9 protein-coding genes and 2 pseudogenes are annotated in these 14,391 nt (G+C 63.8%); 4 read left to right on the top strand and 7 right to left on the bottom strand.

Annotation, left to right across the window (positions count from 1 at the left end; translation table 11 throughout):
* On the top strand, positions 1-411 hold a 411-nt coding region (locus Q362_RS0115770), incomplete at its 5' end, for a transposase (RefSeq protein WP_028319449.1).
* Positions 412-414: 3 nt separating this feature from the next.
* Here the strand turns inward: Q362_RS0115770 and Q362_RS0115765 are convergent.
* The 3 genes and pseudogenes from Q362_RS0115765 to Q362_RS23085 all read right to left on the bottom strand — a co-directional run.
* Positions 415-1,404, bottom strand: a complete 990-nt coding sequence (locus tag Q362_RS0115765) for a helix-turn-helix transcriptional regulator (protein ID WP_028319448.1) — start codon at positions 1,402-1,404, stop codon at positions 415-417.
* 180 nt (positions 1,405-1,584) lie between these two features.
* A pseudogene (locus Q362_RS21170) lies at positions 1,585-2,666 on the bottom strand (IS5 family transposase).
* Between the two features lie 122 nt (positions 2,667-2,788).
* Positions 2,789-2,887, bottom strand: a pseudogene (locus tag Q362_RS23085) (transposase); the annotation flags it as partial.
* A gap of 270 nt (positions 2,888-3,157) precedes the next feature.
* Here Q362_RS23085 and Q362_RS0115755 point away from each other — a divergent pair.
* Positions 3,158-3,865 (top strand): hypothetical protein, encoded by a 708-nt coding sequence (locus tag Q362_RS0115755; RefSeq protein ID WP_028319447.1) that lies wholly within the window; start codon positions 3,158-3,160, stop codon positions 3,863-3,865.
* Between the two features lie 22 nt (positions 3,866-3,887).
* On the top strand, positions 3,888-5,144 hold the full coding sequence (locus Q362_RS0115750; RefSeq protein WP_028319446.1) for a hypothetical protein: 1,257 nt from the start codon (positions 3,888-3,890) through the stop codon (positions 5,142-5,144).
* Between the two features lie 80 nt (positions 5,145-5,224).
* Here Q362_RS0115750 and Q362_RS23790 read toward each other — a convergent pair whose 3' ends face one another.
* The gene (locus tag Q362_RS23790) at positions 5,225-6,469 is read right to left on the bottom strand and encodes a tetratricopeptide repeat protein (RefSeq protein ID WP_051554402.1); all 1,245 of its coding nucleotides are present in this window, start codon (positions 6,467-6,469) and stop codon (positions 5,225-5,227) included.
* A gap of 159 nt (positions 6,470-6,628) precedes the next feature.
* Here Q362_RS23790 and hrpB point away from each other — a divergent pair, with 159 nt between their 5' ends.
* A complete protein-coding gene (gene hrpB / locus Q362_RS0115740) occupies positions 6,629-9,154 on the top strand; it encodes an ATP-dependent helicase HrpB (RefSeq protein WP_028319445.1) in 2,526 nt (841 codons plus the stop codon).
* A gap of 21 nt (positions 9,155-9,175) precedes the next feature.
* Here the strand turns inward: hrpB and Q362_RS0115735 are convergent, their stop codons facing one another.
* From Q362_RS0115735 to Q362_RS21155, 3 genes are read right to left on the bottom strand one after another with little or no spacing between them, the layout of a single operon-like run.
* Positions 9,176-9,652, bottom strand: a complete 477-nt coding sequence (locus tag Q362_RS0115735; RefSeq protein WP_028319444.1) for a hypothetical protein — start codon at positions 9,650-9,652, stop codon at positions 9,176-9,178.
* Complete coding sequence (locus Q362_RS21160) at positions 9,649-12,927, bottom strand: efflux RND transporter permease subunit (RefSeq protein WP_051554401.1); 3,279 nt, start codon at positions 12,925-12,927, stop codon at positions 9,649-9,651. The genes Q362_RS0115735 and Q362_RS21160 overlap by 4 nt, the downstream gene beginning before the upstream one ends.
* Before the next feature lie 57 nt (positions 12,928-12,984).
* Positions 12,985-14,355 (bottom strand): efflux RND transporter periplasmic adaptor subunit, encoded by a 1,371-nt coding sequence (locus tag Q362_RS21155; protein WP_051554400.1) that lies wholly within the window; start codon positions 14,353-14,355, stop codon positions 12,985-12,987.
* Positions 14,356-14,391: the final 36 nt, after the last annotated feature.

The following is a 14,391-nucleotide window of genomic DNA, read 5'->3' as shown; positions in this document are numbered from 1 at the left end:
CGGTTCCTGTTGCTCCGCAACTACCACGAACTTCCCGACGACCAAAAGGGGCGTCTCGATGACCTGTTGACGGCCAACCAACCCCTGTTCACCATGCATGCCATGAAGGAGCAGTTCCGCTTGTTTTGGAGCCAGGGCACGGCAGACCGCGCCAAATCCTTTCTCCTCAACTGGTGTTTCGATGCCCTGACCTCAAACATCAAACAGCTCTGCGCGGTCGGTTCAACGATCCTTGCCAGCATGCAGGGGCTGCTCGGCTATTACCCCCACAAGATCACCAACGGCCCCCTGGAAGGCCTCAACAACAAAATCAAGACCATGAAACGCCAGGCCTACGGCTTCAGAGACATGGAATACTTCAAGCTCAGGCTCTACAACCTTCACAACTCCAGGTACGCATTTGCCGGATGAACCTTATTTTTTCTCCGATTCATTTTTTTTATATCGCCGCAGGGCGAGCGCCAAGCGTTCGCATATTGCGTTTTGCAGTTCCGGCGGCGCCTCCACCCGCACTTCCGGGCCAAAACGGAGGATTTCCATCACCAGTTCTCGTTGGTCGGCGTAGGGCAGGCGCAATTCATATTCGCCGCTGGGCAACAACCGGCCTTTTTGTCCCGGATGCCACTGTTCTTCGGCCACCCAACGGGCGCTCTCTCTGGAAAACACCAGCACGGCCTCCTGTTCCGGCCGACCGGTGAAGATGCCGAAGGAGGCGGTGAACCAGTCGCGCAGTTCCTCCTCGGCAAGTTCAATGCAGCCTTCATCCAGAGAAACCACTTCGCTCATCCGCTCCAAGGCCAAGGCGCGTGGGGCATTTCGGGTGTGGCACCAGACCGCCAAATACCAGTTGCCCCGATAATGGATCAGCCGTTGCGGGGAGACCTGACGCAGGCTGATCGTATCGTCGCCCCGGCTGTGATAGCGCAGTTGGAGCCGCTTACGCTCCATGACCGCCGTAGCTGCAAAGCGAAAGGTTTCCGGGCAGCAGATGCGGATGCCCGTACCGAGAAAGGCGAAGCGCTTGCCAAGTTCCCGCGTTGCAATACCTTGCAGAGAAAGCATTTTTTCGATGCGGTTGCGGAAAGGACGCAACTCCGTCTTCAGCAATCCAGGGCCGAGCCTGTCAATCAACTCGTGGATAAAGAGCCAGGAATGGAGTTCGGCAGCGCTGAACCACAGTCCGGGTACCGCATACATATCATCAGTTTTATCAAGGAGATACCCTTCATATTTGCGGTCATATTGCAGGGGAAGGTTCCATTCGTCTCTTATTGTGCGAATGTAGCGTTTAAGCGTGGATTCAGAGCATCCATCCAGCCGCTCCCTGAGTTCGTGCGCGGTGGTCGCGTATTTGTTGGCTTGGAGAATGTGGAGCAAGTCGAAAATCCGATCCATTTTCGCCATAAGCATGCACCAATCCCTACCCTAGCAGGCTGTTGAAAAAGTAGAAATCATGAGACAAGGGTTCTTCGTTTACCCTTCGATTGCTCTTTGACAGTGAACACTTGGCCGTTTTTCATCATGGCTCGTTGCCATTTTTTATTTTCTGAGGCGCATTGAGCCATTCTGATAAGGATTTCTCTCTTATCCAGAGACAAGTACTCCCAGATTGCGCATTCGGACCATGTTGTAGGCGGCAGCCGAGAGCGTGAACAGCCAGTCAATCTTCTCCTCACCCTTGTATCTGGCTTTGCGCAACCAGGCGACGGTTTTCATCCAGCCAAATATCTCTTCCACCCGTTTGCGTTTCTTCTGGCTCACGGCATAGCCTTCATGACGGGTGGTCCGGGCATTGATGGCGGAACCTTTGGTTTTTTGCGCCACATGCGGAGTAACGGTCAGGCTGCGCAGGTTATCGACGAACTCTTTGCAGTCATACCCTTTGTCCGCGCCGATGGTGACCCGATGGGTACCCGGAATATCGGAAGCCATGGAAAGGGCGGCCTCGCGTTCAGCCGTCCCAGTTGCCTGGGTGACACGGGTATCGATGGCTAAACCGTTCCGGTTCTCCATCAGGACATGGCCCATGAAGCAGAGTTTGGCCTCCTTGCCTTTTCCTTTCCTGAACAGTCGAGATTCAGGATCGGTGACTGAAGCGTGCGTGTCATTGCGACGCTTCTCACCGTGGAAATCCACTTCCGGATTGCGGTCGCCGCCAGGAGAGACCGGAGGCTCCTCATCTTTGGGCCGAAAGCTCTTCAGCGATGCCCATGTTTCGGTCAGCGTGCCGTCAACAGTGAAATGGTCGCCAGACAAAAGTCCTGCCGCCTCGGCTTGGGAACAGATGGATCGAAGAACATCACGGCAAGATCACTGTGCAGAATGCGCTCCCTATTTTTGAAATAGACTGAATGGTCCCAAATCGTCACATCCATGGACAGGCCGACAAACCAGCGGAAGAGAAGATTGTAATCAAGTTGTTCAGCCAGCATCCGCTCGCTACGGATCGAATAGAGGATTTGCAGCAGCAGGGAGCGAAGCAGTTGCTCGGGTGGTATCGATGGTCGTCCTATTCGTGAATAGAGCTTCCGGAAAACAGGGGAGAGCTCCTTCAGCGCCTTATCGGCCATGATTCGGATAGGACGCAGGGGATGCGTTTGGGGAACCCGGGGTTCGAGGGAGAGATAACTGAACAATTTCTGTTGCTGAATGTCAGACCCGCGCATATTCCCACCTGTTTGTTAATTATTCCGAATGGTTGAATGATACACGGTATTATTTTGCATGTCCCGATGTTTGTGAGTTTTTCAACAGCCTGCTAGGGCTCACCGCAACGATATCTCGGTCCAACACCCATCTTCCGGCATACCTCGGCACCCTTGGTCCCGGTTTCGGACTGCCTGAGCGCACAGGCGATCTGTTCTTCAGTAAATTTCGTCGTCTTCATGGCAAAACATCTCCTCCGTAAGGATTCTATTTTGCCAGAAATCTCAATTTTTAAACGGTCTTTTTTTCTGGGGGGACGTCAATCCGCCGGACAGCCCTGCGGACAGCCGCCCTGCCGGATGGCGGCGTATAATTTGCCCGCCCTCGATCCGGCCTTCTTGTTTTTTTGGTTGCCCTCTTTGCCCTGGTCTTGCTACCTTTCACCGGCTCAACAGTGCCGGCCGCTCAGCAGCGGCACCATCGCGATTCAGCACGACATGCACGAATTTCCATGATACCGCAGGACGATCAGTACATTTTTCTCGATGAGTTGGCGCGGAGATGGCGCCAGGATCCGGACCGGATAGTGGAACTGGCCATCACCGGCGCCTTGCCGCTATGGCTCAGCTTCAGCGATGTCTATACGCAACAGGCGGAAACAAAGACGGCGGGCGGCCGCAAGCGGAAGACCCCTGCCCGAGTGCGGCACGACCGGATCGAGGTGCAGCCTTCCCCGGAGGTGCTGCGGCAGATCCAGGGCCGTTGCGACCGGATGCTGATTGTTGCCGAACTCCCCTGCCGGGATGGCAACGGTAGGCCGGTGCTGCTCACCAACTCGGTGGGCGAGGAATGGGGCGAGACCAGCATGCTCGGGCTGAAACCGGCCGCCCTTTTTGCCCTCCCGAAAGACGTTTGCCAGTTCGAGCGAAAAAACAAAATCGTACAACACACAGTTCATGCAGAACATCGTGAACGGGAGCAACCGGACGCCCAGGCGCCGCTGACCATGCCCGCCGAGGGGCATCCCTGTTTTGCCCCGGAACTCCATGCCGCCGTCGCCTGCTGGCAGGCCCTGTTTGCCGAGGCAGGCGTATCGGCCGCCAAAGTCAGGAAAGCGGATATCCTGGCGTGGCTGCAACGTCATCATCCAAATCTCTCCCGAGCTGCCATGGAGCGTATCGCCCTGGTCGCCACCCCCATCAGAAACGGGCGCCACTAGGCGGTCCGGACAGGCCACGCCCATGAAACCGCCGTCTCTCCTCATCGTTCTGCTCCTGCTCCTTACGCTTCTGGCTCCGGCCGGACTTCGGGCCGACATCAACGGCTTCAAGGGCATGCGCTGGGGGAGCAATCTCGCCGACCTGCAACAGACCAAAAAACTGGCGCTCACCAAGCAAGGCGGCAAGGGCAGCGCCTCGCTCTATGCCCTGGAAAACGAAGAGCTGCGCTTCGGCAAGGCCGCGCTCACCGGCATCCATTGTTCATTTGTCAAGGAGCGGCTCCAGGGCGTTATCCTCCTGTTCAGCGGCGCCAACAATTTCGCCGCGGTAAAGAACGAGGCCTTCGCCAAGTTCGGCACCAGCAAGAAAATCGATCAGGGCGGCGAGGAGATGTACAACTGGCCCGGCACGACCACCAGCGTCGTTCTGTCGTACAACCGAAAGAACCAATCCGGTTTTCTGTTCATGAAGGCAAAGAAGATGCCGCCGCCGGCCAAGAAAGCGGAGCAGCGCAAACCCGTGCCTCCTCCCCCGCAGGAAACCGCACCGGACAAGACGCCCCCGGCTTCAGCCCCTTCTTTCCAGCCGGCGACGAGCCCGGACGATATGGAAACCGCTCTCGACCGGGCGCCTCCCCTGCCCCAGCAGTCCGACAATGCCGGCGCCATGACCCCGGATATGCAAGCCCTGATCGACAGGGATCAGGTCCTCACCCAACTGTGCTGGGAAACGGTCGGACCGGCGGCGGACGCCGCCTGCGTGCAGATGCGGGAGAATGTGGAGCGGCTGAAAGAAATGGGCTTGTGCATGCAGCCGGGTTCCGCCGCCGACTCAGCGGACAGTGCGGTGATCTGGTACCGGTGCGGACCGGCCGCGACAGTTGCGCCGCCGGCCGCCGCAGTCCCGCCTGGTTCGCAGGGAGAAGCCGGTCCGTCCGTCCCGCCGGTGGATCCGGCAGGGCAACAGCAGACCATCGCGCCGCCGGAGACGTCCCAGGCGGGAGAAGACAAAGTTCAGCGCTGCCGGCAGGTCGGCGAACTCTTCGCCGCGGCCGCACGGATGCGTGACAACGGCACGACACCGCAGGCCGCGGAAGAGGAACTGGCCTGGCAGGTGAGCAGCGAGGCGCCGGAGATCACCATCGAACGTATCCGGGAAACCATTGAGTTGATCTATTTCGATCGGGAATACAACACGATCAGCGGCGAAGCGCTCATTCAGCAGGTCAGCGACCGCTGCCTGAGCGGGCGGGGGCCGTTCCTCCAACCTCTGCCGTGAGCGGCGCGGTCGATGCGCCGGCGATGGAGTGAATCGGTGCGGTGGCGGGAAGAGATTCTTCCCTCGGGATTGCTTGTCTGTCAGACGCCCGTTGCCCTGTCCGGCCCCAGCCGCAAAATCCAGACATCGCCGCTGAGCCAGTCGTCGCCTTCCCGGCGCAGGCGGATCGCTTCGCAGGCCAGCACGCTCCAGCCGGTGCTGGCGGCCATTGTCTGGATGTAGGCCGGTGAATAGGCGAACCGGCCGGTGGGCAGCAGCCGGTAGCCGTCCGCGTCCAGGTGTTCGGTGGAAAAGCAGAACAGGGCCTGCGGCCGGGCCACGGCCTGCGCTGCCGTGAAGATCGGCCCCAACTCGCCGACATAGATAAAGACATCGGTGGCCAGGAAAAAGTCGTAGGTTGCCTCGGTCGAGGCGAGATGATGGAGAATGCTGTCGTGGTGGAGCCGGGCATAGCAGCCCTTGTGCGCCGCCTGCGCCAACATTTTGCTGGACAGGTCGACCCCGTCGAATTCCGCGACCACGTCGCTGAAGGCCTGGCCGCTCAGGCCGGTGCCGCAGCCGAGGTCGAGACCGTGGGCATAGCTGGTGCCGCTGGCCGAGCTGTGGCAGAGGCAGGCGTGCAACTGCTGCGGGTTGTCATAGCCCAGTTCATCGACCAGATGCTGCTCAAAGTCCTCGGCATAGGTATCGAAAAAGTCGCGGACATAGGCATCGGGCGCCTGGTCGAGCGGAATGCCGCGCAGGGCCGCCAGCAGATAGCGGACCGATTCGTCCTCGGGCCGCTGTTCCAGCACCTGGCTGTAGTAACGAATGGCCTGGCCGATCTCACCGGCGCAGTGATGCAGGTAGGCGAGATTGTTGGCCGCCGGCAGGTAGGCGGGATGGATGGCGAGCACCTGTTGGTAGCAGGCCACGGCCTGGCGGTCGTCGTGTTGGTCGCGGTAGCAGCCGCCAAGGTTGTACAGGCAATCGGCATGATCCGGCTCCAGGACGAGAATCCGCCGGTAGGTGGCGATGGCCGCCGCCGGGTCGCCGGTCCGTTTCTGGCACAGCGCCAGGTTGAACAGGGTGTCCACGTCCGGCGGCGCCAGCGCATCGGCGGTGGAGAAGGCACGCAGCGCCAGGGCATAGTCGCCGAGATCGAAATAGACCAGGCCGAGATTGTACTGGATCAGGGCTGATTCCGGCAGGAAGCGGAGCAGGAGCCGATAGCGCCGCCGGGCCTCGCGCAGGCGCCCTTCGCCGTGGGCGACACAGGCCGTATCGAACTCCTGGCGCAACCTCTCGGCGGAATACTTCGAATTCGAATCCTCGTTTCTGGACATGCCGGACCTCAGGCAAAGGGTGTGGAACGGTGAGGCCGGACAAAGGTCCACCGCAGGACAGCCGCACCCTACCCTTTTTTGCCGCTTGCCGATATAAAAAGAACGCGGCCGGCGCGGCCCTTCCCTGCTAACCCCTTTTTTCTGCCCTGATCGCTTGCCGTGCCGCATCCGCCTCTTCCATCCCTGCCCATCGAGCCGCTCCTGCCGGCGCTGAAAACGGCGCTGGCCTCAGGCCACGCGGTCCTGGCCGCGCCGCCCGGCTCGGGCAAGACCACCGTCGTCCCCCTGGCCCTGCTCGCCGAACCGTGGCTGGCGGGCAAGAAAATCCTCCTCCTGGAGCCACGGCGGCTGGCCGCCAGGGCAGCGGCAGCCCGCATGGCCACGCTCCTGGAAAAGCCGGTGGGCCGGACCGTGGGCTACCAGATCCGCTTCGAGCGATTGATCGGCCCGGCAACCCGGATCGAGGTGCTCACCGAGGGCATCCTTACCCGGCGGCTGCAAAGCGACGCCAGCCTGGACGACACCGGCCTGATCATTTTCGACGAATTCCATGAACGGTCCATGCACGCCGATCTGGCCCTGGCCCTGTGCCTGGATCTCTGCCAGCTCAGGGAGGATCTGCGCCTGCTGGTGATGTCGGCCACCCTCGACACCGCGCCGCTGGCCCGACTGCTGGGCGACGCGCCGGTGCTGACCGGCGAGGGCCGGCCCTACCCGACCCACATCGATTACCTCGACCGGGAGCCGCGGGGCCGGATCGCGGCAATCGCGGCGGCCGGCATCCGGCGGGTGTTGCGGGAGCAGTCCGGCGACATCCTCGCCTTTTTTCCCGGCACGGGCGAGATCCGGGAAACCCGCGACCTGCTCGCCGACAGCCCGGACTGTGCCGGTCTGGTGCTCGCTCCGCTGTACGGCGACCTGTCCCGCCAGGATCAGGACCGGGCGATCATGCCCGATGCCGATGGCCGGCGGCGGATCATCCTGGCCACCTCGATCGCCGAAACCAGCCTGACCATCGAAGGCGTGCGCTGCGTGGTCGATTGCGGCTGGTCGCGGCTGCCCGCCTTTGATCCAGGGTGCGGCCTGAGCCGGCTGACCACGGTCCGGGTTGCCAAGGCGGCCGCAGACCAGCGCGCCGGCCGGGCGGGCCGTCTCGGTCCGGGGTATTGCCTGCGGCTGTGGACCAGGGCCATGCACCACAGCCTGCCGCCTTTTCATCCGCCGGAAATCCTCAATGTCGATCTCGCCGGCCTGGCCCTGGAACTGGCGGCCTGGGGCGTGGCCGCACCCGAGGAACTGCGCTGGCTCGACCCGCCCCGCCCAGGCCCCTTCCGGCAGGCGCAGGACTTGCTCAGGTCCCTGGGGGCGCTTGACGCGGCCGGCCGCATTACCGCCGTTGGCCGGCAACTGGCCAGCCTGCCGGTCCATCCCCGCCTCGGCCATCTCCTGCTCGTCGGCCAAGAGGGCGGCCAAACCGCCCTGGCCTGCGATCTGGCCGCCCTCCTGTCCGAACGCGATCCCCTGCGCCGCGAGGCGGCCGGAGGCGCCAGCCTGGAAACCCGGCTGCGGCTGCTCGATTCGTGGCGGCAGGGCGGGAATGCGGCGGCCCTGCGCGACGGCGGCGATCCCTCTTCCTGCCGCCGGATCGACCAGGCTGCCCGCCAATGGCGGCGGCTTGTGGGCAGCGCATCCGGAGCTTTCGCAAGCGATGCCATCGGTTCCCTGCTGGCGGCCGCCTATCCCGACCGGATCGCCCGCCGGCGGCCCGGCCAATGGGGACGCTATCTCCTGGCGTCTGGCCGGGGCGCCGCGCTGGCTCCGGACGATCCGCTCGCGGCCGGCGAATACCTGGTCATCCCCCATCTGGACGCCGGCCAGGGCGAAGGCCGTATTTTTATGGCCGAAGTGGTGGATATCGACACAGTGCGGCAGGATCACGGCCATCTCCTGACCATGCGGGAACAGGTGGGGTGGGACGAGGCCCAGGCCAGGGTGCTGGCGGTGCGGCGGGAGGCGCTGGGCGAGATCGTGGTGGCGGAGCAGCCGCTGGCAGATGCCGACCCGGAAGCGGTGCGGGCGGCCCTGCTCGCCGGCATCCGCCAGATGGGACTCGCCGCGCTGCCCTGGAACCGGGAAGCCCGCCAGAGCCAGACCCGCATCCTCTGCCTGCGCACCTGGCAGCCGGAGGTGGCCTGGCCCGACCTGAGCGACGAGGCCCTGATGGCCGATTTGGCCTGGCTCGCACCGTATCTCGGCGGCATGAGCACGGCCCGCCATCTGGACCGGCTCGATCTGGCCGCGATCCTGACCCGGCTGCTCGACTGGAAACAACAGCAGCGGCTGCAACGGAACGCGCCCGTCACCTGCACCGTGCCCAGCGGCTCCAGAATCCGCATCGACTACCAAATCGACGGCCCGCCCATCCTCGCGGTCCGTCTCCAGGAACTCTTCGGCCTGGCCAAGACGCCGACCATCTGCAACGGCAGGGTGCCGCTGCTGCTCCATCTGCTCAGTCCGGCCCGCCGCCCCATCCAGGTCACCGCCGATCTGGCCGGCTTCTGGCAGCGCGGTTATGCCGAGGTGAAAAAGGAACTCAGGGGCCGGTATCCCAAACACTTCTGGCCCGATAATCCGCTCGCCGCCGAGCCCGCCAGGGGCGTGCGCAGAACCCGTCCGCCGGGCTGAACCCCAAACCGGTTTCTGTCGTCACGGCACCTTGTAGGTGAACTGGAACTGGCGCGTGCCCCCGTCCGCCAATCTCGTGCCCACCTGAAAGCGGTACTCGCCGTGCCCGTTCAGGGCGACATCGGCCCCGAAATGGTTGCCCATGCCCATCAATTCAACCGGCGCGCCGGCCTGGCCGGTTTGAGGATCGACGATCTTCATCGCCACCGTGCCCTGCTCGATGGCCGCCTTGGTGGCGGCATCGCTGAACATGACCATGAAGTGGTAGTTTTCCTTTTTGCCCATTTGGGCCATCACGGCGCCGACATCGTTGAGATGGGCCATGGCCGTCACCCCCGCAACCGTCTGCTCGCCGAGCATGATCGATTTCGGCGTCATCGTCTGGCCATGCGCAGGCGACGCCGCATGCTGGCTGTGGTCGGCGGACGACTGCGCACCGGCGAAACCAGCAAGGGTGAGCAGGGCAGAAAAGACAAGAATCGGTGCGAAACGCTTCATAATGGGTTCTCCTGAAAGGACTCCTCGCTGCGAGGAGGGTTGATGGTTGCTTCTTCGTTGATGGGGGCGTCGGAGGTGGCCGCAGGGCTCGGATCCAGCCGCCGACCGCGCCAGAAATAGAAAATCACCGGGTAGACCAGCAGTTCCATGATCCCCGAGGTGACCACCCCGCCGACCATGGGCGCGGCGATCCGCTTCATCACGTCGGCGCCGGCGCCGTGGCTCCACATGATCGGCAGCAGACCGGCGATGATCACGGCGATGGTCATGATCTTCGGCCGGATGCGCTTGACCGCGCCGAAATGGATGGCCTGGACCAGGTCGCCCCGGGTGCGCATCCGCCCCTGCTCGCCCCACAGCTTGTGGGCCAGATCGAGGTAAAGGAGCATCACCACCCCGGTTTCCGCGTCCAGCCCGGCCAGGGCGATGATCCCCACCCACACGGCGATGGACAGGTGGTAGTCGAGCAGGTAGAGCAGCCAGAAGGCGCCCACCAGGGAAAAGGGCACGGCCAGAAAGACGATGCCGGTCTTGATGAGACTTTTGGTGCTCAGGTAGATGATGACGAAAATGATCAGGATGGTCAGCGGGATGATCACCAGCAGCCGGGCCCGCGCCTTTTCCATGTATTCGAACTGGCCGGACCAGACGATGCTGGTGCCGGGCGGCAGCTCGATGCGCGCCTCCACCGCCTTGCGGGCATTGGCCACGTAGGTGCCCACGTCGATGCCCTGGATGTCGATGTAGACCCAGGCGGTGCGGCGGCCGTTCTCGCTCTTGATCGCATCCGGCCCGTGGCTGATGGAGAGGCGGGCCAACTGGGCCAGCGGAATCTGCCGGCCGCCCGGACCGGGCACCAGTACCCGCAGCAGGGCGTCGGGGTCGGAGCGAAAATCGCGGTCGTAGCGGACACTGACTGTGTAGCGCTCCAGCCCCTCGATCGTCTCGGCAATGGCCATGCCGCCCACCGCGGTCTGGATGATCTCCTGGATGACGCCGACATTGATGCCGTAGCGGGCCGCCTCAATCCGGTCGATGACGATGTCGAGATAGTTGCCGCCCACGGCCCGGTCGGCAATGGCGCTCAGGGTGCCCGGCAGGGTGCGGACCACGCCCTCGATCTCCTCGCCGATCCGGGCGAGCGTCGCCAGGTCGTCGCCCATGACCTTGATGCCCACCGGCGTCTTGATGCCGGTGGCGAGCATGTCGATCCGGGTCTTGATCGGCATGGTCCAGGCATTGGTCAGGCCGGGGAACATGATGGCGCTATTGAGCCGCTCGATCAACTGGTCCACGGTCAGGGGGCGTTCGTCCGGCCAGAGCAGCCGCAGCGGCCGTTTCAGCCATTCAAACCCATCGGGCCAGGACGAATAGAAGCGCGTGACCGGCACCCGCCGCCACTCGCTCTCCGGCTTGAGCATGATGGTGGTTTCGAGCATCATCATCGGCGCAGGGTCGGTGGCGGTCTCGGCCCGGCCGACCTTGCCGAACACGTGCTCTACCTCCGGGAACCGGCGGATGATCCGGTCGGTCTGCTGGAGGATTTCCTTTGCTTTCGTCACCGACAGGCCGGGAAAGGTGGTGGGCATGTAGAGGAGGTCGCCCTCGTAGAGCGGCGGCATGAACTCGGAGCCCATCCTGGTCAGCGGCCAGGCGATGGACACCATGGCCGCCAGGGCGAGCGCCAGGGTGAGCGCGCGCCGTTTGAGCACCAGGTCGACCAGGGGATGGTAGAGGCGGATGAGCAGGCGGTTGAGCGGGTTATCGTGCTCGGCCCTGATCCGGCCGCGGATGAACCAGCCCATCAGCACCGGCACCAGGGTGATCGACAGCAGGGCCGCCGCGCCCATGGCATAGGTCTTGGTGAAGGCCAGCGGCTTGAACATCCGGCCGCTCTGCTCGGTGAGGGTGAAGACCGGGGCAAAGGAGACGGTGATCACCAAGAGCGAATAAAAGAGCGTCGGCCCGACCTCGGCGGCGGCATCTGAGATGATCCGCCAGTGGGGCTTGCGGCCGCGGTCGCGCTCCAGGTGTTTGTGGGCGTTCTCGATCATGATGATGGCCGCGTCGATCATGGCGCCGATGGCGATGGCGATGCCGCCCAGGCTCATGATGTTGGCGTTGATGCCCTGGGCGTGCATGATGACGAAGGCCAGCAGGATGGCCACCGGCAGGGTGCAGACCGCCACCAGGGCGCTGGGCAGGTGGCCGAGGAACAGCAGGGTCACCAGGGCGACGACGATGGACTCCTCCAGCAGTTTTTCCTTGAGGGTGGCCACGGCCCGCTCGATCAGGCCGGAGCGGTCGTACACGGTTTTGATGGTCACCCCTTCGGGCAGGCCGGCCTTGAGGCTTGCCAGCTTGGCCTTGACCCGCTCGATGGTGGCCAGGGCATTGTCGCCAAAGCGCATGACCACGATGCCGCCCACCGTTTCGCCCTGACCGTCCGACTCGACCACCCCGCGCCGCATCTCCGGCCCGAGCCGCACCTCGGCCAGATCGCGGACCAGAACCGGCGTGCCCTCGCCGGTGGCCCTCACCACGATGCTGGCCAGATCCTCGAGACCGCGAATATATCCCCGGCTGCGGACCACGAACTCGGTCTCGCCCGACTCGATGGCGCCGCCGCCGACATCGAGGTTGGCCCGCTGGATGGCCATCATCACCTCGGTGATCGGAATCCGGTAGGCGGCCAGCTTGTTGGGGTCGACCGCCACCTGGTACTGCTTGACAAAGCCGCCCAGGCTGGCCACCTCGGCCACGCCCTCGACCGAGGTCAGTTCGTAGCGCAGATACCAGTCCTGGATCGAGCGCAACTCCTGGAGATTGTGGCGATCACTCTCCACGGTGTATTGAAAAATCCAGCCCACGCCGGTGGCGTCGGGTCCCAGGGTCGGGGTCACCCCCTTGGGCAGGGTGGCCGAACTGGTGTTGAGATATTCGAGCACTCGCGACCGAGCCCAGTAGAGGTCGGTGCCGTCCTCGAAGATGATGTAGACAAAGGAGGAGCCGAAAAAGGAGTAGCCGCGCACCGCCTTGGCGCCCGGCACCGAGAGCATGCGGGTGGTGAGGGGATAGGTCACCTGATCCTCCACCACCTGCGGCGCCTGGCCCGGATATTCGGTGAAGACGATCACCTGGACGTCGGAGAGGTCGGGGATGGCGTCCAGCGGGGTTTGCCGCAGGGAGTAGATGCCGGAAACCGTCACGAACAGGGTGGCGAGGAGCACCAGGAACTTGTTGCGGATGGACCAGGCGATGACGGTTTCAAGCATGGCGGCTTCTGGCGGGCATGATGGCGGTCGCGGCCGGCGGAGATGGCATGCCGCTGCTCATTTGAACAGGTCGTCCAGAGCCTTGGGATCGGACGCGGCCGGCTGGCCCGCCGGCCTCTGGTCGGTACGGGAGCCGGCATTCCCCGGCTGCGGCCCGAGCATCTTGTCCAGGGCCTCGCGCAGGCGGCTCTCCGAATCGAGCATGAACTGGGCCGAAACGACCACAACATCGCCCTCGTCCAGGCCGGAGAGTATTTGGATGAGGCCGCTGTCGTCCCGCAGGCCGCTGGTCACCGGGCGCGGGGCGAACCGCCCCTGGCCCAGGGCCACGAACACCGTCTGCTCCCGGCCGGAATTGAGCAGGGCGCTGGCCGGCACCGCCAAGGTCTCGCCGCTGGTGCCGGCGGCGATGCCGACCTGGACGAACATGGCCGGCTTTAAGGCCAGGTCGGGGTTGGCCACCTCGATCCGTGCCTTGACCGTCCGGGTCTCGCTCTCCAGGGTGGGGTAAAGGTAGGCGATGGTGCCGGCCACGGTGGCACCGCCATAGGGCACGGCCACCTGCACCGCCTGCCCGACCCTGACCCACGGCATTTCGTACTCGTAGATGTCGGCCAGAATCCACACCGTCGACAGGTCGGCTATTTGCAGCAGTTCCTCGCCGGCCATGATCCGCGCCCCGGCCAGGACGTTCTTTTTGGTGACAACGCCGCTGTGCCCGCTGAACAGGGTCAGGGTCTTGCGCACCTCGCCGGTCCGTTCCAGGGCGCGGAGCTGTTCCGGGCCGATATCCCAGTAGCGCAGCCGGGTACGGGCCGCCTCCACCAGCCGTTCGGCGCTGGCGGCGATCTCGGCATAGGGGCTGGCCGCAAGCCGCTTTCTGTTCGCCACGGCCAGGAGGTATTCCTGCTGGGCGGCCACCAGCTCGGGGCTGTAGATCTCCAAAAGCGGCTGCCCTTTTTTGACCGGCTGCCCCTGCTGGTTGACATGGAGGCGCTCCACCCAGCCCTCGATCTTGGTGGTGACCGCGAACTGCCGATCATCGGCCACCGCGACCAGGCCCACGGTATGGATGGTCCGCTCCAGGCTGCGCCTGACCGCCGGCTCGGTCCGCACCCCCATGTTCTGCAGGGTGATCGGATCGATGCTGATGGCACCCGGAACGGCTTCCGCCCCGGCAGCGGCGCCTGTCCCGGCTTTCATCGGCGTCAGGGCCATGCCGCAGATCGGGCAGGCACCGGGAGCATCGCGGATGATGAACGGATGCATGGAGCAGGTGTATTGCACCTTAGCCGTCTCGCCGCCGGTTGCGGAGACCGCGGCGCCATCGTGGTCATGGTGGCGGAGGCCGAGCAGGTAGCCGCCGCCCAGGGCCAGGACCAGGACGGCGAAGGCGGCGATCGTTTGTCCCGCTGTTTTCGCTCTCATCGATGCTTCTCTGTCTCCTCCGGAAAATCAGGCAAG

This window comes from Desulfobulbus elongatus DSM 2908 (genome assembly GCF_000621145.1).
Taxonomy (GTDB): Bacteria; Desulfobacterota; Desulfobulbia; order Desulfobulbales; family Desulfobulbaceae; genus Desulfobulbus; species Desulfobulbus elongatus.
This window is presented reverse-complemented; position numbering and strand designations above follow the sequence as displayed.

What these genes read in the sequence shown, in the direction of transcription:
- Q362_RS0115755 (WP_028319447.1), top strand. Translation starts at nt 3,158, where the DNA reads ATGATACCGCAGGACGATCAGTACATTTTTCTCGATGAGTTGGCGCGG.
- Q362_RS0115765 (WP_028319448.1), bottom strand. Translation starts at nt 1,404, where the DNA reads ATGGCGAAAATGGATCGGATTTTCGACTTGCTCCACATTCTCCAAGCC.
- Q362_RS0115750 (WP_028319446.1), top strand. Translation starts at nt 3,888, where the DNA reads ATGAAACCGCCGTCTCTCCTCATCGTTCTGCTCCTGCTCCTTACGCTT.
- Q362_RS0115735 (WP_028319444.1), bottom strand. Translation starts at nt 9,652, where the DNA reads ATGAAGCGTTTCGCACCGATTCTTGTCTTTTCTGCCCTGCTCACCCTT.
- Q362_RS21160 (WP_051554401.1), bottom strand. Translation starts at nt 12,927, where the DNA reads ATGCTTGAAACCGTCATCGCCTGGTCCATCCGCAACAAGTTCCTGGTG.
- Q362_RS23790 (WP_051554402.1), bottom strand. Translation starts at nt 6,469, where the DNA reads ATGTCCAGAAACGAGGATTCGAATTCGAAGTATTCCGCCGAGAGGTTG.
- Q362_RS21155 (WP_051554400.1), bottom strand. Translation starts at nt 14,355, where the DNA reads ATGAGAGCGAAAACAGCGGGACAAACGATCGCCGCCTTCGCCGTCCTG.